General features: G+C 70.4%; 14 protein-coding genes and 1 pseudogene. 4 read left to right on the forward strand and 11 right to left on the reverse strand.

Annotation, left to right across the window (positions count from 1 at the left end; all coding sequences use genetic code 11):
- Positions 1-25 precede the first annotated feature (25 nt).
- Together ACIQK6_RS07450 and ACIQK6_RS07455 are read right to left on the reverse strand one after the other, a co-directional pair.
- Entirely contained in the window at positions 26-1,453 is a 1,428-nt protein-coding gene (locus ACIQK6_RS07450; protein ID WP_402694526.1) for a dihydrolipoyl dehydrogenase family protein, read from the reverse strand.
- A gap of 234 nt (positions 1,454-1,687) precedes the next feature.
- Positions 1,688-2,275: a TetR/AcrR family transcriptional regulator gene (locus ACIQK6_RS07455; protein ID WP_329096545.1), complete on the reverse strand. Its 588-nt coding sequence runs from the start codon at positions 2,273-2,275 to the stop codon at positions 1,688-1,690.
- Between the two features lie 157 nt (positions 2,276-2,432).
- Between ACIQK6_RS07455 and ACIQK6_RS07460 the strand changes: the two genes are divergently transcribed.
- Positions 2,433-2,858, forward strand: coding sequence for a CU044_2847 family protein (locus tag ACIQK6_RS07460; protein WP_329096547.1), 426 nt, complete (start codon positions 2,433-2,435; stop codon positions 2,856-2,858).
- 557 nt (positions 2,859-3,415) lie between these two features.
- Complete coding sequence (locus ACIQK6_RS07465) at positions 3,416-4,207, forward strand: AAA family ATPase (RefSeq protein WP_402694527.1); 792 nt, start codon at positions 3,416-3,418, stop codon at positions 4,205-4,207.
- A gap of 199 nt (positions 4,208-4,406) precedes the next feature.
- Here the strand turns inward: ACIQK6_RS07465 and ACIQK6_RS07470 are convergent, their stop codons facing one another.
- Both ACIQK6_RS07470 and ACIQK6_RS07475 read right to left on the reverse strand, forming a co-directional pair.
- Entirely contained in the window at positions 4,407-4,607 is a 201-nt protein-coding gene (locus ACIQK6_RS07470) for a hypothetical protein (protein WP_329096550.1), read from the reverse strand.
- Positions 4,608-4,794: 187 nt separating this feature from the next.
- Entirely contained in the window at positions 4,795-5,247 is a 453-nt protein-coding gene (locus tag ACIQK6_RS07475) for a hypothetical protein (protein WP_329096551.1), read from the reverse strand.
- Between the two features lie 678 nt (positions 5,248-5,925).
- Between ACIQK6_RS07475 and ACIQK6_RS07480 the strand changes: the two genes are divergently transcribed.
- Together ACIQK6_RS07480 and ACIQK6_RS07485 are read left to right on the forward strand one after the other, a co-directional pair.
- On the forward strand, positions 5,926-6,588 hold the full coding sequence (locus ACIQK6_RS07480; RefSeq protein ID WP_329096553.1) for a hypothetical protein: 663 nt from the start codon (positions 5,926-5,928) through the stop codon (positions 6,586-6,588).
- Positions 6,589-7,735: 1,147 nt separating this feature from the next.
- Positions 7,736-8,092, forward strand: coding sequence for a hypothetical protein (locus ACIQK6_RS07485; RefSeq protein WP_402694467.1), 357 nt, complete (start codon positions 7,736-7,738; stop codon positions 8,090-8,092).
- Between the two features lie 187 nt (positions 8,093-8,279).
- Here ACIQK6_RS07485 and ACIQK6_RS07490 read toward each other — a convergent pair whose 3' ends face one another.
- The 7 genes and pseudogenes from ACIQK6_RS07490 to ACIQK6_RS07520 form a co-directional block, all read right to left on the reverse strand.
- Entirely contained in the window at positions 8,280-8,882 is a 603-nt protein-coding gene (locus ACIQK6_RS07490; RefSeq protein WP_329096555.1) for a sarcosine oxidase subunit gamma family protein, read from the reverse strand.
- Entirely contained in the window at positions 8,875-12,084 is a 3,210-nt protein-coding gene (locus ACIQK6_RS07495) for a sarcosine oxidase subunit delta family protein (protein WP_402694468.1), read from the reverse strand. The genes ACIQK6_RS07490 and ACIQK6_RS07495 overlap by 8 nt, the downstream gene beginning before the upstream one ends.
- A gap of 11 nt (positions 12,085-12,095) precedes the next feature.
- Positions 12,096-13,328, reverse strand: a complete 1,233-nt coding sequence (locus tag ACIQK6_RS07500; RefSeq protein ID WP_329096559.1) for a sarcosine oxidase subunit beta family protein — start codon at positions 13,326-13,328, stop codon at positions 12,096-12,098.
- A pseudogene (locus ACIQK6_RS07505) lies at positions 13,325-13,885 on the reverse strand (serine hydroxymethyltransferase); the annotation flags it as partial. The pseudogene ACIQK6_RS07505 and the gene ACIQK6_RS07500, both read right to left, overlap by 4 nt.
- 74 nt (positions 13,886-13,959) lie before the next feature.
- Positions 13,960-14,820, reverse strand: coding sequence for a bifunctional methylenetetrahydrofolate dehydrogenase/methenyltetrahydrofolate cyclohydrolase (locus tag ACIQK6_RS07510; protein WP_329096561.1), 861 nt, complete (start codon positions 14,818-14,820; stop codon positions 13,960-13,962).
- A gap of 36 nt (positions 14,821-14,856) precedes the next feature.
- Positions 14,857-17,295: an FAD-dependent oxidoreductase gene (locus ACIQK6_RS07515; RefSeq protein WP_329096563.1), complete on the reverse strand. Its 2,439-nt coding sequence runs from the start codon at positions 17,293-17,295 to the stop codon at positions 14,857-14,859.
- Between the two features lie 248 nt (positions 17,296-17,543).
- Positions 17,544-18,515, reverse strand: coding sequence for an ABC transporter substrate-binding protein (locus tag ACIQK6_RS07520; RefSeq protein ID WP_402694469.1), 972 nt, complete (start codon positions 18,513-18,515; stop codon positions 17,544-17,546).
- Positions 18,516-18,524: the final 9 nt, after the last annotated feature.

Raw genomic sequence — 18,524 nt, forward strand, 5'->3', positions numbered from 1 at the left:
CCAGGAGGCCCCCTCGGGCCGGCCCTCACCCCCGGTAGGTCTCCAGCAGTCGCAGCCAGACCTCGCTGATGGTCGGGAACGACGGGACCGCATGCCACAGGCGCTGGATCGGGACCTCCCCCGCGACCGCGATGGTGGCCGCGTGGATCAACTCCGCGGCGCCGGGGCCGACGAAGGTCACCCCGAGGAGGACCTCGCGGTCGAGGTCGACGACCATGCGGGCCCGGCCCTTGTAGCCGTCGGCGTACAGACCTGCACCGGAGACCTTGGACATGTCGTAGTCGACCGCGCGCACCCGGTGCCCGGCCCGTTCGGCCTCGGCCAGGGTCAGGCCCACGGCGGCGGCCTCCGGATCGGTGAAGACCGCCTGCGGGATGGCGCGGGTGTCGGCGGTCGGCGTGTGCGCACCCCAGGGCGCGGTGTCCAGTGGGGTACCGGCCGCGCGGGCGGCGATCACGGCGCCCGTGATCCGCGCCTGGTACTTGCCCTGGTGGGTGAGGAGCACGCGGTGGTTGACGTCTCCGACGGCGTACAGCCAGTCGTGTCCGGGCACCCGGCAGGTGTCGTCCACGTCGATCCACCGACCGGCGGGCAGGCCGACGGTGTCCAGCCCGATGTCGTCGGTCCGCGGCGCGCGGCCCGTCGCCATCAGCAACTCGTCGCCCTCCAGCGTCTCGCCGCCTTCCAGGACCACGCTGACGGGTCCGGTCGAGCCGTCCCGCACCACCGCCTCGACGGACACCCCCGTACGGACCACCGCTCCGGCCTCGCGCAGCGCGTCGGCGACCAGTTCCCCCGCGAAGGGCTCCATCCGCGGCAGCAGCCCGTCGCCGCGCGCGAGGACGGTGACCTGCGAGCCGAGGGCCTGCCAGGCGGTGGCCATCTCGACGGCCACCACCGAGCCGCCCACGATCAGCAGCCGGCCGGGGGCCTCCTGTGCGGAGGTCGCCTCACGACTGGTCCAGGGGCGGGCCCCGGCGATCCCCGGGAGGTCCGGGACCACGGCCCGGGTACCGGTGGCGACGACGACCGCGTGCCGGGCCGACAGGATGTGGTGCTCGCCCTCGGGGCTGGTGACGGCGACCTTGCGGACCCCGTAGAGCCGGCCGTGGCCCCGGTACACATGGGCGCCGATCGAGTCGATCCAGTCGATCTGGCCCTGGTCCTTCCAGTCTCCGGTCCAGTAGTTGCGGTGCGCGAGCACCGCCGCCGTGTCCAGGGGCCCCTGGACGGCACCGGCCAGGCCCGGCACCCGGCGGGCGTCGGCCCGGGCCAGCGCCGGGCGCAGCAGCGCCTTGCTCGGGACGCAGGCCCAGTACGAGCACTCGCCGCCCACCAGTTCGCTCTCGACGAGCGCCGTACTCAGCCCGGCGGCACGGGTCCGGTCGACGATGTTCTCACCGGCCGGTCCCCCGCCGAGGACCACCACGTCGTACTCCACCGCTTCCGACACAGACACCTTCCAAGGGTTCCAGAGGGTCCACCAGGACCCGTGGGAATCCCGGTCAGGGGCTCATGTCCCGTCACTCTAGTTGTGGTGTGCGGAACATGCCCGAGATGACGGGCGGCCTCGGCGTGGTGCCGCCGCCCGGCCGAGGGCCAGGTGCCCGCGCGTGACCACGGCCCGGTCGCCTTCACCTGCCCCGCCCCACTGCCCCGCCCCACTGCGCCGGCCACGTCGACCGGGTCAGTTGCTGACCGACCGCCAGATGTGGTCGGGCAGTTCGCGCGCGGCCTCCTCCAGATCGACGTCTCCCACGGTGAGCCAGCGCCGGACGACGGCGACGACCGGGCCCATGGCGAGGGACTCGATCAAGGGGGCGGGGAGTTCGGCGAGTTCGCCCGATTCCTGGTGCGCGTGGATCCAGAGTCCGATCGGTGTCAGTCGGGCCTCTTGGGTATCGCGGATCTCGCGCGCGTGGGCCATGCCCAGGCGGTCCGCGGTGACGGAGTGGATCAGGCGGGCCGCGTCGGGATGGACCTGTACGAAGTCCAGGTAGGCCAGGACGACGGCTCGGATGCCGGAGCGGGCGTCGGCCGCGTGGAGCAGCGCTGCCCCCAGTTCCTTCAGGAGCCGCTCCAGGGCTCCCAGCGCGAGTGCGGCGACCACCCCGTCCAGGCTGCCGAAGTGGTGGTAGATGCTTCCGGAACTGACCCCGCTGGCGCTGGTGATGGCTCCGAGGGTGAGACCGGCCTCCCCGGACGTGGCGTAGAGGCGGAGTGCCGCGTCCAGGACCTGTTCGACGGTGGCTTCGCCGCGTTGTTGCTTCGGCATCGGGCAGGCGTCCTCGGTCTCATAGCGGCGGCGGATCCCGTCGATCCTCGTCGGGTTCGACCCAAAGCGCCATTACTAGATTCTTTTCTAGAAAGACTTTCCATTGTGCGCCCAGGGGGTCCACACTGGGCGGCGTCCTGGAGGAGGGGGAGACACGATGTATCACGTGGAGTTACCGATCGGTGGGACGGGCGGGCCGCAGGACGTGGTCCGGGTCGAGGTCGTGGAGACCGGCGAAGACGGCCTGGTCCGAGTGGCCCGACCGGGGCAGGTGATGGCGCGCGCCTCACGGTCGCTCGGGGAAATGGTGACCGGGATCCGACCGGTCGCGCAGAGCTTCGTCGACGGCTTCCGCGGCATGGCGCAGGCGCCCGACGAACTCAACCTGGAGTTCGGGCTGTCGATCTCCGCCGAGGCCGACGTCGTGATCTCGAGTACGGCGGCCGAGGCCAACTTCAAGATATCGCTCACCTGGACCCGTACCCCGTCCGACGGCCCGGCCGCGGGCCCCGAGTCCGGCCCGGCGACCGGCCCGGCCGCGGCCCCAGCTGCCGGCTCCGTCCCGGCGGAGCCGGCGCCGTGACCGGACCGCAGGCTTCGGAGGGCGTCGGCCCCAAAGCCCTGAACGCGGCGGTGCTGCGGATCCGCGACCTGCGCGGGGACCCGGTCGGCCTGGGCTTCCTGATCTCCCCCGAGCTCGCCCTGACGTGCGCCCACGTGGTGTCGGCGGCGCTCGGCACGCCGCAGGACCAGGAGCCCTCGCCCGCCTCCCGGATCCGCGTCGACCTTCCCCTGGTGTCCGCCTTCGCCCCGGACGCCGTCGGGGTGGGCGCGAGCGTCGAACGCTGGCTGCCGCCGCGCGAGCCGGGCGGTGGGGACATGGCCCTCCTCCGGCTGGACGCCGCACTGCCCGGCGCCCACCCCGTGCGGCTGATCGAGGCCGAGGGGGTGTGGGGGCATCCGGTACGAGCCTTCGGCTTCCCCGCCGGCCGGCCGGGCGGAGTCTGGCACTCCGGAGTCCTGCGGGATTCACAGGCCTACGGATGGATCCAGGCGGACCTGGCCGACGGAGGCTATCCGGTCTCCCGGGGCTTCAGCGGCACGCCGGTCTGGGACGAGGACCGCGTCGGCGTGGTCGGCATGATCGCCGTCGCCGAGTCCGGCCGACCCCCGGTCAGCTACCTGATCCCGACGGCCGGCATCCTGCGGGCCTGGCCCGAGCTGCGCCCACTGGCCATCCCGCCGTCCCCGTTCCGCAGCCTCACAGCGTTCCGTGAGGCCGACGCCCCGCACTTCTACGGCCGGCGGGCCGAAAGCGACGAGCTGGACCTCGCGCTGGCCGGCGAGCAACGGGTGGCCATCGTGGGCGCCTCCGGATCCGGCAAGTCCTCCCTGGCCCTGGCCGGGGTCCTCCCCCGGCTGCGCCGCTCGGGGGCGGAAGCGGTCGTCGTACGCCCGACCCACGGCAGCAGTCCCCTGGCCGTCCTCGCCGCCGCGCTGCTGCCGCTGCTGGAGCCCGGACTGTCCGAGACGGGGCGCCTCGCCCGGATCTCCGAGCTGACCGAAGTGCTGCGCCGGGGCGGCCTCGCGGACGTCGTGGCCCGGGTGCTCGACCTGTCCGGCAGCCGTCGACTGCTCGTCGTGGTCGACCAGTTCGAGGAACTCCTCGCCCTCGCCCCGGAAGACGTCGACGAACTGGCCGACGTCCTGTTCGACGACGCCCTGCCGCAGCCGGTCCGGGTGCTCACGACCCTGCGGGCCGACTTCCTGGAGATGGCGCTGGCGCATCCCCGGCTCGGGGCCGTCATCGGCCGGCGCGTCCACGCCCTCGGCCCACTGGGCCCCGAGCGGCTGCGCGAGGTCGTGACCGCTCCCGTGGACGCCGTACCGGCGGTGCGCTACGAAACCGGCCTCGTGGACCGCATGACGTAGGTGCCCATGTCGTCGCCCTCGACAATGCCGGGTAGCGAGCCACCCTCGCGCAAGGGTGTGACATAGCGGGTCGCAATGACTTCGGTCAGCATTTTCCCAGGCCATCCCAGGGCTGGGCCGAATAATCCAAGGCCCGCCCGCTCGTGTACTCGCACCACTGTGACCTCGTCAATTTACACCGGGGAGTAACCGGGGAAAATCAGAGGGAGTTCGCGCCCACCAGGTGCCGTCGGCGCGCCCTCGCCGGGCCGGCCCACAGCGCCGCGAGCGCGACGTAACCGCCCACGGCGATGGCCTCGTTGTGCCCGATGTTGCGGGCCCCGGAGGCCGTTCCCAGAATCACGGGCGCCAGCCCCAGTGTCAGCACCATCTCCAGGACGAGCGTGGTTCCGCTCGCCACCCCCGGACCCGGCACGGTTGCCCCCAGATGGCCCTGCAGACCCTCACGCGTCCGGACAACACGATCGGCCTGGACTGTGCGCTGCCCGCGACGATCACCCCGGTCGCTATCTGCCGAAGATCGAGGAACTGGTGGTGCCTTCCGTGCGTGGCCGGCTCGGGTGACGTCGTAGCGGTGCCTGCCCTCGCTATGTGCCGATCCAGTAGTAGAGGCGGTCTCCACGGTCGGCCGCATCGCGGGCGATGCCGGCCAGCTCGGTCAGGACCTGGGCAAGCACGTCGGCATCGGTGTCCCTTCCCCGGAAGACCTCCGACACGGCCCAGTCGGCGGCCACGGCCCGCACCTTCTCGGGGGCAAGGCCCGCGAGCGCGTCACGGAACGCTTCGGTGAACGAGTGGCATACCGTTCCACCGTCGTCGCTTGAGTTGATGAACCGGCCGTACGGCGGGTCGGCCTCGACGGCCTCGACGGACCTCCCCGATATCAGGGTGTCGAGCGCCGGCATGTGGACCTCCGGGTCAATACCCGTCAGCACCAATTGGTCGTACCCCGAGCCCATCTCCTCCAGGGTGTCGTGTTCGACTGCTTCGGCAGCGTGGGCGTCGTCGGTTGCGGCGTAGTAGCCGTAGTGGATGGTCACTCGGTTGATCATGACAGACGCCACAGATCCTCATCGCGCGAGTGCCCGCACAGCCAGGCCGGGGCAAGCGGCACAGCAGTCGGGAACACGCCCGTCGGCGCTCAGGCGACCGTATTCCCGGACGATGCCGCCGACCACCGTCGCGGTCTGCTGCGCAACCGACGCACCGGACGGATGATCCGTTCCGGATCCCGCCCCGGCGACCCGCGGTCCAGGCTCCCGATCCGTGGCGAACAACCATCCCGCCGCGGAAACAAACAGGTCAACGGGACTTCTTCCTCTTCGCGAGGCTCCGCGAGGGAACCTTCCACCAACCCCGGCCGCCGGCCTCAGGCTGATCCTCGTCACGCTCGCCACGCGCAGAACAGCCGTACTCGTCGACCGAGTCGATCAGGACCGGGTGACCCCAGTAGCCACACGGACGCAAGCCCTCATCAGCCGACTCCTGAACAGGCTCTTCGTCACTCGTGACAGTGCCAGGCGACCTCCCGCCTGGCACGGACCCACCACCTTGACCAAACACATAAAGACACCTCCCGAGGCAGGGATCCCTCGGAAGGATTACGGTCGCTCAGACACCCGGGGAAGCCGGGCGACCACCAGGCCGGTCCGCGGCGCTCGGCTGCCGCCGAGCGCCCACGCAGTCGAGCCGGCCGGAAATTGGGGAGGGAACGGCCGATGTCCGACCTGCCGCACGCGGACTACATTGCCGCCGTCCACGCTGCGCTGGCCGCCGAGGGCCTGCGAGTGCGCAGCACCTGGACCACTGAGCTCACCCACCGGGCCTCAGACCTCCACATCACGAGTTACGATGACGCCGACGGCGGATTCCGGTTCGAGGACGGCGAGTTCCACGGCGAGCGGTGGTCCGAGCCGGACTGGGTCTGGCTCGGTTGGGAGCACCACCAGGGCTGGTGGCTGATGGACGAGGACAGCGCCCTGCTGCCGATTGCCTACGACCACAACCCCTTGCCTCTGTCCGAGCTGTTCGCCGACCCCACCGCCGTCGCCGCCGCCGTCCGGCAATGGCTGACCGGTCCGAGCCTGGGCACCCCGGTGCTGTCCGGCAGATGGTCACGAGCCGATGCGTCCGAAGCAGCCCTGCGGACCTGGCACGAGCGGCGCGGTCGCTGCCTCGACGATCAGGACAGGCACCTCCGCCGCGACGACGAAGGCGAACGGGTTTCCAACTGCCGCTGCCCGTACCAGCCGTGTGGCGCCGTCGCCTTGCGTGACTTCCGTGAGGACTGCTCATGGCACATCGTCCCGCGCGACCTCTCGTGGGGCCTGTGGTCGTCGCACTCCCCCGAATCGTGCCCGGGCCTGGCGGCCGGCACGTGACCTCCGTTCCTGCACGGCTCGCCGGCGGAGTGTCGGGGGTCGATCCCTGCCTCCCTGCAAGGCGCGCCGTGGACCGGTCGGTTCTATGCGGATCTGACCCACACCGGGTGAGGGGGACGCATGCCGTCCCCTCCGCCCCGCCGTCGGGTCACGTGCGTCAGGACCGCACGGTCCAGCAGCAGAGTGGGCCGGGGGTGTACCGCCGGGGTCATCGCGGTTCGCCTCGGCGGGACGACGATGGTGCGGACTGCTTCCGTGCTGCGCGCCGTCGTGCACCGGGCCGATCAAGCGGGTCCATTCAGTCCCGGGAAGGGCCGTTCGGCCCCCTGCGAGTCTCGGGTAGCAGAGGAAGTCCGGGTGATGGCGAGCAAGACAGGAGCGGGGGCCCGGAGCCGAGCTCCGAACCCGAGGCGATGCCGAGACGCTTCCCCGGACGGTGACATGCCGACGTCACCTCTGCCGCGGACCGGGGCGAGCCACCGGAGAAGTCCCCGGCCCCAGCCCGCGCCGGCCTTGCTCCTGGGGTGCGCTGGGGAGTTCTGCCCCCGCCCGGGGAGTCCCCGGGGAGTTTGAGCGGCATAGGCAGGGAAGCCCGTGGAAGCCCCTGAAAGAAGCGCGCTCGCGGGTCAGCACCCTAGAACGGTGCAGAACCGCAGGTCGCGGGGCTGACCACGGGGCCTGCCGACTGCACGTACCGAGATCATCCGGGGCGATGATTCCGGGAGGGCAGATCACCCTCACATAGGGGCGCGAGACGGGCAAAGTGCAGCCACTTCCACCACCCTAATCCCAGGCCAACTCGCGCTCCTCCTTTCAATTCCGAGGCGTACGTCAAGATCGAGCCCGGACGCAGTGCTGCTCGCAATCAACTCTGGGGAGAATCTGGGGGGCAACCAAAGGGCCATGGCGTCACCCCAGGTCCTGATTGCAGAGCCTGCACCAGTCCGCGAACTAGGGGCGTTTCAAAGTCCCCGCGAGTGCGTGGGTCCGCAGGTCGCAGCGGCGCAAGAGGCCCGGGCCGGCCCGTCGCGAACGCAACGACCGGTTGGGCGGGTTGACCCTCCCAAGTCGCCTTGATGCACCGGAGCTTCGATGTGCCACAGGTCTACCACCGTCTGCCTGATCAAGTCTGCCGGTCCTGGGCGGCGTGGCGGGACTGCCGCTGGTGGAGCGGCTGCTGCCGGATCCGGGACAGCGTCGCGGGGTGCGCCACCGGCTCGTGGCGGTGCTACTGATCGCCGCCCCCGATCATCAGGCTCCGCTCGCACTGCGCACCACCCGCCCCCTGCTCCACGAGGCGGTCACCCTCATCGCGGCCGGACAGGACGCCCGTACCGAAGTGGGGCTGGCCAAAGTCGCCGCCCGGATGCTCCAGCAGGTCACGGATTCCCCGCCGGACGCCCTGAGCCCGGTCCGAGGTGGGCTTCGGCCAGGCGGCTCAGGATCGCCACGGCCCGGTACGAACACACCGCGGCCCGGGGCGCCCACGCACGCGACAGCTTGACCAGCGCGACGGCGGTGATCGCCGCGGCCGAGGTGTCGACGGGCCATGCGGCCGGAACGCCTCGTTGGGCGGGGTGATCCGCCCGGTCAGCGCCTCCGCCTGTACATCAAACGCCCTCTGACAGCATCGGCCTGTCGGGGGCGGACGCCTCCCACCCTCTTTGGACATCACGCCCTGTTGAGCTCGTTCAGATGTGTTCCGCCGCCGCATCCAGCAGCCAGTCCGTCAGGTAGCCGGCAAACGACGAGCGGACCAGTACCCAGAATCCGGCCTTTGGTTCGTCCCTGGCGACCAGCACGATCTGCGTGCGGGCCAGGGTGGTCTGGGCGCAGCATCCGGCTGCGAAGACACGCGGGTGCAGGTCCAGGGGACAGCCATGTGCCAGCAGGTCACGAGCGCGTGGACCCGTGACGAGGAGGGTGGTGCGCTGGGCGGAGACGTCGGTGACGGCCACGGGATCGTCGCCGCTCGCGGCCCTGATCCGGCTCTCCAAGTCCCGCTGACTGCCGGTCGGCCCCACCACCAGCCATTCGTCGGGGCCGAGCCACACCGCGGTCAGCTCGCCGGCGCGTACGACGGTGTTGGGTTCGAGGGGCAGGTGGAGGCCCAGCGCGAGACCGACGGCGTCCGCTGCCGCTCCCTTGGCGTCGAGCCGTACGTTGACCTGGGCCAGGAAGGGGAGTTCGGCCAGCCGGACCGCGCCCCCGGAGGTGCGCGTCGCGGCGGCCAGGCGGTCGGTGGCATGCAACAGGGGACTGCGGCGCGGGATGGTAAGGGCGATGTCAGCCATCGCGGCGGGCTCCCTCGGGGTCGTAGAGGACAGGGCTTGCGACGGTCACCGGAACCAGGTGGTCGCCCACGGGGGCGTAGAGCCGCTCGCCGATTCGGTCCCGGCCGCCCTTCACCAGGGCGAGGGCGAAGGTCCGGCCGAGCGCCGCGCTGCGGTAACTGGAGGTGACGTGGCCGAGCATCGGCACGGGCGGGGCGGGCAGCACGCTGTCGGCGACCAGCTGCGTTCCTTCGGGGAGGAAGGCACCCGGGTCCTCCGGGAGCAGGCCGACCAGGTGCTTGCGGTCGGGGCGTACGGCGTCGGCGCGGGCGTAGGAGCGCTTGCCGATGAAGTCGGGCTTCTTCTTCGACACCGCCCAGCTCATGCCGAGGTCGTGCGGAGTGACGGTGCCGTCGGTGTCCTGGCCGATGATCGGGTAGCCCTTCTCCGCGCGCAGGACGTGCATGGTCTCGGTGCCGTACGGGGTGATGCCGAACGGGGCACCGGCCTCGTACAGCGCCTCCCACAGGGCGAGCGCCTCCCACGGTGACACATTGATCTCATAGGCCAGTTCGCCGGAGAAGCTGATCCGGCACACCCGGGCCTCGACGCCCGCGACGGTCGTGTCCCGCCACGCCATGAACGGGAAGCTGTCGTTGTCCACCGCCAGTGCCGGCGCGAGCGTCCCCAGCACCTCGCGGGAGCGGGGGCCAACCAGGGCGGCAGTGGCCCACTGTTCCGTGACGGAGGTGCAGTGGACGCGCAGCTCGGGCCATTCGGTCTGCAGCCATTCCTCCATCCAGTCCAGTACGGCGGCCGCGTTGCCCGTCGTGGTGGTGATCAGGAAGCGGTCCGGTGCGAGGCGGATGACGGTGCCGTCGTCGAAGATCATGCCGTCCAGGTGGCACATGACGCCGTAGCGGATCATGCCGACCTTCAGGTTGCTCATCACGTTGGTGTAGAGCCGGTCGAGGAAGACGGCGGCGTCCGGGCCCTGTACGTCGATCTTGCCGAGGGTGGAGGCGTCCATGAAGGCGACGCCCTCCCGGGCCGCGGCGCTCTCGCGCAGCACGGCCGTCTCCATGTCCTCGCCGTCCTGTGGGTAGTACCAGGGCCGCTTCCACTGGCCGACGTTCTCGAACAGGGCGCCGTGCACGATGTGCCAGTCGTGCAGAGCGGTCGTACGGATCGGGTCGTGCAGTGAGCCGCGGTCGCGGCCCGCGAGCGTGGCGAAGGAGACCGGCGTGTAGGGCGGGCGGAACGTCGTCGTGCCGAGGGCCGAGACGTCCACACCGAGCAGTTCGGCGACGACGCCGCTCGCCAGGACCCCGGAGGTCTTGCCCTGGTCGTTGGCGGTGCCGGCCGTGGTGTAGCGCTTGGTGTGCTCGACCGAGCGCAGGCCGGCGCCGGTCGCGCGGATCAGGTCGTCGGCGGTGACGTCGCGCTGGAGGTCTACGAAACGGGGTGCACCGGCGGCTCCCGGCACGAGGAAGACCAGCATGGCGGGCGAGTGCGGTTCGACGGTCACCTCGGGGAGGCGGGGCGCCTCGCACGTGTAGCCCTCGGCCTCGATCGCTCGGGCACCGGCGGCCGCGCCCTGCGCGAGGACCCCGGCCAGGTCGAGGACGCCGTTCGCGCTGCCGGCGACCTCGACGGCCTGGCGGCAGGTGTCGGGAACGAAGGAGCCGAGGGTGTCGTCGTAGCGCAGCTTGCCGCCAGCCTGACTGAACAGGTGGGCGACGGGGTTCCAGCCGCCGGAGACCAGCAGCAGGTCGACGGCGAACTCCCGCGTCCCTGCGGACTCGCCGTACGGGGCGGCCGTCACGGCAGTGAGCCGCGGGGCGCCTTCGGTGGCGACGACGGCGTGTCCGGTCAGCACCTCGATACCGGCCTCGCGGGCTCGGCGCGCCCACTCCCCCGGATCGGGTCGGGTGTCGACGATCACAGCGACCTCCACGCCCGTCGCCGCGAGATCCAGCGCGGCGGCGTAGGCGCTGTCGTTGGTGGTGAAGACGACGGCGCGGCGGCCGGGCAGGACGCCGTATCGGTTGATGTAGGCGCGGGCCGCGGCCGCGAGCATCACTCCGGGGCGGTCGTTGTCCGCGAAGGCCAGTGAGCGCTCGTGGGCGCCGGTCGCGAGTATGACGCGACGTGCTCGGATGCGCCAGACGCGCTCTCGGGAGAGGTGCTCGGGGGCGAGTGCGCCGAGGTGGTTCGTGCGGCGCTCGACGGCGAGGAGGTGGTTGTCGTCGTAGTGGCCGAAGACCGTGGTACGGCGGAGTACGCGCACCTCGGGTGCCGTGTCGAGCTGCTGACCCGACTCCTGTACCCAGTTGTGGAGTTGAGCTGTGTCCAGCAGGCTGCCGCCCAACTCGGGCCGGTCGTCGGCGAGGATGACGCGCGCTCCGCTGCGGGCGGCGGCCGTCGCGGCGGCGAGACCGGCCGGGCCGGCGCCTACGACAAGCAGGTCGCAGTGGGCGTGGACGGCGTCGTAGCGGGCCGGGTCCGGCTCGGTGGCGAGGCGTCCCTGGCCGGGCAGGCTGCTCGCCACCAGGCCGTCGTACAGCTCCACGGTCGTCGCGGGCAGCATCGGCTCGGGGAACGGGGCCTCGATCTGGATGACGGCGTTGGGCTCCTCGACTCCGGCCGAGAAGATGCCACGCGGGCGGCCGAGCTTGATACTCGTGCCGGCCTGGATGACGCCGTTGGCCAGGAGGGCGGAGGCGAGGGTGTCGCCTTCGTAACCCTGGTATTCGGTGCCGTCGAAGGTGAAAGTCAAGGGGCGGTCGCGGTTGATGCGGCCGCCGGTCAGGAGGCGGAAGCCGGTTGCCGGTACCGCCGCTGGGGACTCCGCCCCCGGACCCCCGTTCGGCCCTGAAGGGGCCTCGTCCCCAAACCCCGGACGGGCTGATGGTGCCGGCCGTGGCGGAGAAGGCACCGGACGCTCACTGACCGCCGGGCACTCCTCCCCCGACCGGTACACGGAGAGAACCTCGTTCGTCGACGTGTCCCGCACCGCGTTGAACCACCGTCGGCAGCCCGCCGCATGGCTCCAGCGCTCGGCGAAGGGACCCTTCGGGTTGTCGCGGAAGAACAGATACCGGGCCCACTCCTCGTCGGTCAGGTCTGCGGATTGCTCCGGATACGGCACATGGGCCTGGCCGCCGTAGTGGAACTCGGCTTCGTCACGGGGCCCGCACCAGGGGCAGGGGATCAGCAGCATGGTTGGGCTCCCTAGTGGGCCACCGCGGCCGCGCCGTGCTCGTCGACGAGCGCGCCGGTGGTGAAACGGTCGAGCGAGAAGGGGGCGTTGAGGTGGTGGGGGGTGTCGTGGGCGATGGTGTGGGCGTAGACCCAGCCGACACCTGGGGTGGCTTTGAAGCCGCCGGTCCCCCAACCGCAGTTCAAGTAAAGGTTGTCCACCGGAGTGAGGCCGATGATCGGCGAGGCGTCGGGGCTGACGTCGACGATGCCGCCCCAGGTACGCAGCACATGGGCGCGGGCGAAGACCGGGAAGAGTTCGAGGGCGGCGGACATCTGCTCTTCGATGATGTGGAAGGCGCCGCGCTGGGTGTAGGAGTTGTACGAGTCGATGCCCGCGCCCATCACCAGCTCGCCCTTGTGCGCCTGGCTGACGTACACATGGACCGCGTTGGACATGACGACCGTCGGGTGCACCGGCTCCAGGAGTTCGGAGACGAGCGCTTGCAACGGGTGGCTCTGCAGGGGCAGTTCGATGCCCGCCATGGCGGCGAGGACCGAAGTGTGGCCAGCCGAGCAGAGCGCGACCTTGCCCGCGGCGATCGGACCGAGGGAGGTCTGTACGCCGACCGCCCGGCCGCCGACGATGTCGAGGCCGGTGACCTCGCAGTTCTGGATGATGTCGATCCCGGCGGCGTCGGCGGAGCGGGCCAGGCCCCAGGCGACGTGGTCGTGCTTGGCGATGCCGGCGCGCGGCTGGTAGGTGCCGCCCATCACCGGATAGCGCACGTCGGGCGAGATGTTCACGATGGGGCAGACGTCCTTGACCTGCTGCTCGTCGAGCCATTCGGCGTCCACGCCGTTGAGCCGGTTCGCCTCGACGCGGCGCACGCTGTCACGGACGTCCTGCAGGCTGTGGGCGAGGTTCAGCACGCCGCGCTGGGAGAAGAGGATCGGGTAGTCGAGCTCGTCCTCCAGTCCCTCCCACAGCTTGAGCGCGTGCTCGTATATGCCGGCGCTCTCGTCCCACAGGTAGTTGGAACGGATGATGGTGGTGTTGCGGGCCATGTTGCCGCCCGCCAGCCAGCCCTTCTCCAGCACGGCGACGTTGGTGATGCCGTGGTTCTTCGCCAGATAGTGGGCAGTGGCAAGGCCGTGTCCGCCGCCTCCCACGATCACCACGTCGTACGACTTCTTGGGCTCGGGTGTGCGCCACAGCCAGTCGGGGTGCTCGGGGAGCTCGGCGCCCGGGGTGCGGGGGCTCATCGGACGTCTCCGTATTCTGAAAGGTGCGCTTCTGAAAGCGGCGTTTCTGAACGGTGTTGGTAGAGCGGATGCTTGGCTGCCACCTCCTCCGTGCGGGCGCGCAGGGCGGCGATGTCGGGCTCGGGCTGGAGGGCCGGGGCGATCACATCGGCGACCTCGGCGAAGTCCTCTTCGGTGAAGCTGCGGGTGGTCAACGCCGGTGTGCCGATGCGCAGTCCCGAGGTGACCACGGGTGGGCGCGGGGCGAAGGGCACGGCGTTGCGGTTGACGGTGATGCCGATCTCGTGGCGCAGGTCCTCGGCCTGCCTGCCGTCCAGTTCGGAGTCCCGCAGGTCCACCAGGACCAGGTGCACGTCCGTACCGCCGGTGAGGGCCTTCACCCCGTTGGCCGCCACGTCGGGGCGGGTGAGCCGTTCGGCGAGGATCCGGGAGCCGGCGAGCGTACGGGCCTGGCGCTCGGCGAACTCGGGTGACGCAGCGATCTTGAACGACACCGCCTTCGCGGCGATGACGTGTTCCAGGAGTCCGCGCTGCATGCCGGGAAACACCGCCGACTGCTGGCGGTGCAGCTCGGCGCGGAGGGCGGCGTGGGCCTCGGGGTCCAGCTCCGCCAGGGGGGTGTTCAGCGCGTTCATACGGCGTTCGCGTTCCTCTCGGCGGCCTCGACGACATTGGCGAGCAGCATCGCCCGCGTCATGGGTCCTACGCCCCCGGGCATCGGCGCGAGCCACCCGGCGACGTCGGCGGAGTTCGGGTGCACATCGCCGACCAGCCCGTGGTCGGTGCGGGTGATGCCGACATCCAGGACCGCCGCGCCGGGGCGCAGCATGTCCTTGGTGATCAGCCCGGGCGAGCCGGCGGCCGCGATGACGATGTCCGCCTCGCGTACGTGCCAGGCCAGGCCCTTGGTGCCGGTGTGGCACAGGGTCACGGTGGCGTTCTCCGACTTGCGGGTGAGCAGCAGCCCGATGGGCCGTCCGACCGTGACGCCCCGTCCGATCACGCACACCCGCGCTCCCGCGAGCGGTACGTCATGGCGGCGGAGCAGTTCGACGATGCCACGGGGGGTGCACGGCAGCGGGGCCTCGACCCCCAGGGCGAGCCGACCGAGGCTGACGGGGTGCAGGCCGTCGGCGTCCTTGGCCGGGTCCATGCGTTCCAGTACGGCGTTCGCGTCCAGGTGGCGCGGCAACGGGAGTTGGACGATGTATCCGGTGCAGGCCGGGTCGGCGTTGAGCTCGTCGATCACATCCTCGACCTGCTCCTGCGTGGCGTCGGCGGGCAGTTCACGGCGCATGGAGGAGACGCCGATCTGCGCGCAGTCGCGGTGTTTGCCGCCGACGTAGGCGCGGCTGCCGGGATCATCTCCGACCAGGACCGTGCCGAGCCAGGGCGGGCGGCCGACCGTGGCCGTCGGCTTGGCGACACGTTCCGCGAGTTCACGGCGGATAGCGGCGGCGATCGCTTTGCCGTCGAGCAATTGCGCGGTCACCGGCGGTGCTCCTTCCCTCGAAGCCGAAGCTGTGAGCTAGCCACGGAGGCGGGACATGGTCGGGTCGAAGAGGGGCTCCTCGGCGACGACCGCCTCGACGCGCTGGTCGAAGTAGCCGATGTGCACGGCGGTGCCGGGGGTGGCGAGTTCCGCCGGGAGCCAGGCGTAGGCGATGCCCTTGCCGATCGTGTAGCCGTAGGCAGCGCTGGTGACATAGCCGACGGCGCGATCACCGTCGTACACCGGCTCCTTGCCCATGACGACGGCCTGCGGGTCGTCGATGGTGAGGCAGGTCAGCTTGCGCCGTACGTCGGCCTTACGGCGTTCCAGGGCTGCCTTGCCGATGAAGTCGCCCTTGTCGAGTTTGACCGCGAAGCCGACGCCGGCCTCGTAGGGGTCGTGCTCGTAAGTCATGTCGGTGCCGAAGGAGCGGTAGCCCTTCTCCAGCCGGAGGCTGGAGAAGGCGCCCCGGCCGGCGATGAGGCCGCCCAGTGGCTCGGCCGCCTGCCACAGGGTGTCCCACAGCTTCTGGCCGAGGTCGGCGGTGGTGTACAGCTCCCAGCCGAGCTCGCCGACGTACGACAGACGCATCGCGGTGACGGGGACGGAGCCGATGTGGGCGCGCTTGGCGCGGAAGTACTTCAGGCCGTCGTTCGAGAAGTCCGCGTCGGTGAGGGGCTGGAGGACCTTGCGGGCCAGCGGGCCCCACAGCCCGATGCAGCAGGTGCCGGGGGTGATGTCACGTACGTGAACCGATCCGTCGGCCGGGAGGTGGCGGGTGAACCAGTCGAGGTCCAGGTTGCCGTTGGCGCCGACCTGGAAGAGGTCGCGGGCCAGCCGGGCGACAGTGACGTCACTGCGGATGCCACCGTCCTCGTCCAGCAGAAGGGTGTACGTGACGGAGCCGACGGACTTGTCGACCTTGCCGGTGGACAGCCGCTCCAGGAAGGCGGCGGCACCGGGGCCGGCGACCTCGAGGCGCTTGAGGGCCGTCATGTCGTACATCGCGACGGTCTCGCGGGTGGCCTGTGCCTCGGCTCCGACGATGGGTGACCAGTAACGCGCGGCCCAATCGTTCGGGGTCGGGATGGAACGGCCCTCGACCAGGCCCGCGTTGGCCTCGTACCACTGGGGGCGCTCCCAGCCGTTCGCCTCCAGGAAGAAGGCGCCCAGCTCCTGCTGGCGGGCGTGGAAGGGACTCGTGCGGATCGGACGCGGGTCCCCTGACGGCTGGAGCGGGTGCAGGATGTCGTAGACCTCGACGAAGTTCTGGCAGTCGCGGGCCAGGACGTAGTCCGGGGCGAGCTGGTGCGGCTCGAAGCGGTTGATGTCGCACTCGTGCAGGTCGAAGGAGGAGCAGTAGCCGTCGACCAGCCATTCGGCTACGGCCCGACCCACGCCGGCGGAGTGGGTGACCCAGACGGCCTCCGCAACCCAGAAGCCCTTGACGTCCGGAGATTCGCCGAGGAGAGGCAGGCCGTCGGTGGTGAAGGAGAACAGGCCGTTGATGCCCTCCTCGACCTTGGCTTCCTTCGTCGCCGGCAGCAGTGACTGGGTCTCGGTCCAGGCGTCCTCGAAGTCGTCCTCGGTGAACTTCAGGACCGACGGCATCCCGTCGGCCTCGTCGACGGACAGGATGTCGTCCGCGGAGAGCGGCATCGGGCGGTGACCGTAGTAGCCGATGCCCAGGGTGTCGAAGCGCTCGCGGTAGTAGAGATCGGCGTCCTGGTGGCGCAGGATCGGACGCACCGCCTCCTCGGTCTGGCCCGCCAGCGCCGGTACCGGTCCGGTCCAGGCCAGTTGGTGGCCGAGAGGGGTGAGCGGAAGGTTCATGCCGACCATGCGGGCGATCTTCGGGCCCCAGATGCCGGCGCAGCACACGACGATGTCGGCGCGGATCTCCCCCTGGTCGGTGAGGACGCCGGTCACCCGGCCCTCACTCTGCTGTACGTCGAGGACTTCATGGCGGGCGAGGAAGCGTACGCCGCGCTCGGTGGCCCGGCGGATCTGTGCCTCGACGGCGAGGACGGCCTTGGCGAGACCGTCCGTCGGCACCAGGAGGCCGCCGAGGACCTTGTCCGGGTTCACGAGCGGGTGCTGCTCGACGCACTCCCGGGTGCTCAGCAGCCGGGCCTCGATGCCCCAGGCGGCGATCCATCCGTGGCGGCGGTGGAGTTCGGCGAGGCGCTCGGGGGTGGTCGCCACCTCGAGGCCGCCGACCTGCAGGAAGCAGGGCCGGCCGTCGACGTCGAGAGAGCAGAACTTCTCGACGGTGTAGCGGGCCAACTCGGTCATGGTCTTGGAGGAGTTCGTCTGGAAGACCAGGCCCGGGGCGTGCGACGACGATCCCCCGGTGGCGGGGAGCGGGCCCTGGTCGACCACGGTTACTTCGGTCCAGCCTCGCGCGGAGATCTCGTCGGCGAGCGCCGCTCCCACGACGCCCGCTCCGATGATGACCACTCGGGGTCCCGCCATCGCCGCACCTCCGACTCAAAGCAATCCAGTTGCTGTCTGCGCAACATGCTTCAGGTTGCGCAACTCAATGTGCCTGTCGCCGGGAGTGGGTGTCAAGAGGTCCGCGACGTCGGAAAACCGTCCGAAACACGACGAGGCCCGGCAGGCTGACAGCGCAGCCTGCCGGGCCCGTCCGGCGGGTTTCCGGGTCACTCGTGCGGCAACGCTCCGCCGCCGGCCCGAGGCTGCAGACGGTGCCGCGTCGAGCCCTACTTGATCCAGGCGTCGACCTTGTCGGGGTTGGCCTCGACCCACTTCTCCGCCGCCGCCTCGGGCGACATCTTGTCCACCGCGATGTACTTGGCCACGATGTTCTGGTCGTCGTTCGTCCAGTTGAAGTTCTTCACCAGGTCATAGGCGGGACTGCCGGACTTGGCGAACTTCGCGCTGACGATCTTGTCCAGGTGGTACACGGGATAGTCGCAGGCGACCTGCGCCGCATCGGTGTCACAGCCTGTCGTGTACTCAGGCAACTTGACCTTGACCAGTGGTACCTCGGACATGAACCACTGCGGCTCGTAGAAATAGCCGATCACCCACTCCTTGTCCTTCTCGGCCTTCCGGAAGGCCTGGATGAGCGCGGTCTCGCTGCCCGCGTACACCACCTTGAAGTCCAGCTTCAAGTTCTTCACCAGTGCCTCGTCGTTGGTGACGAACGACGGGTCGCCGTCAAGGAGCTGCCCCTTGCCGCCGGACTCCGAAGTCTTGAACTTGGACGCGTACTTGTTGAGGTTGTTCCAGTCGGTGATGTCGGGGTGTTCCTTGGCCAGCCACGGCGGTACGTACCACCCGATGAGGCCTTCGTTGCCGGTCCGACCTGCCTCGACGGCGGTCTTCTGATCGGCGATGTACTTCTTCTTCAGGTCGTCGTGACCCCAGTTCTCGATGACGGCGTCGACCTCGCCCGTCCCGAAGCCCTGCCAGGCGATCTCTTCCTTGAGGTCCTTCTTGGTGACCGTACAACCGAGCTTCCGCTGCGCGACGTACGCGACGACCGCCGCGTCCGCCTCGTATCCCACCCACGGGTTGACCGCGAGGTTGAACGTGCCGCACTTGCCCGCGCTGCTGTCCGAACCGGCGGAGCTGTCACCGACCTTCGCACCGCCGCAGGCGGTGAGGGTGAGGCCGAGTACCGCTATGCCGGCCGCGCCGACTCTCCACTGTTGTCCTTGCGTTGCCATGATCCGCGC

It is taken from the genome of Streptomyces sp. NPDC091682 (assembly GCF_044756625.1).
Taxonomy (GTDB): Bacteria; Actinomycetota; Actinomycetes; order Streptomycetales; family Streptomycetaceae; genus Streptomyces.

Coding starts and splice junctions, on each gene's coding strand:
- ACIQK6_RS07455 (WP_329096545.1), bottom strand. CDS start 2,275: ATGCCGAAGCAACAACGCGGCGAAGCCACCGTCGAACAGGTCCTGGAC.
- ACIQK6_RS07460 (WP_329096547.1), top strand. CDS start 2,433: ATGTATCACGTGGAGTTACCGATCGGTGGGACGGGCGGGCCGCAGGAC.
- ACIQK6_RS07465 (WP_402694527.1), top strand. CDS start 3,416: ATGATCGCCGTCGCCGAGTCCGGCCGACCCCCGGTCAGCTACCTGATC.
- ACIQK6_RS07480 (WP_329096553.1), top strand. CDS start 5,926: ATGTCCGACCTGCCGCACGCGGACTACATTGCCGCCGTCCACGCTGCG.
- ACIQK6_RS07490 (WP_329096555.1), bottom strand. CDS start 8,882: ATGGCTGACATCGCCCTTACCATCCCGCGCCGCAGTCCCCTGTTGCAT.
- ACIQK6_RS07495 (WP_402694468.1), bottom strand. CDS start 12,084: ATGCTGCTGATCCCCTGCCCCTGGTGCGGGCCCCGTGACGAAGCCGAG.
- ACIQK6_RS07500 (WP_329096559.1), bottom strand. CDS start 13,328: ATGAGCCCCCGCACCCCGGGCGCCGAGCTCCCCGAGCACCCCGACTGG.
- ACIQK6_RS07515 (WP_329096563.1), bottom strand. CDS start 17,295: ATGGCGGGACCCCGAGTGGTCATCATCGGAGCGGGCGTCGTGGGAGCG.
- ACIQK6_RS07520 (WP_402694469.1), bottom strand. CDS start 18,515: ATGGCAACGCAAGGACAACAGTGGAGAGTCGGCGCGGCCGGCATAGCG.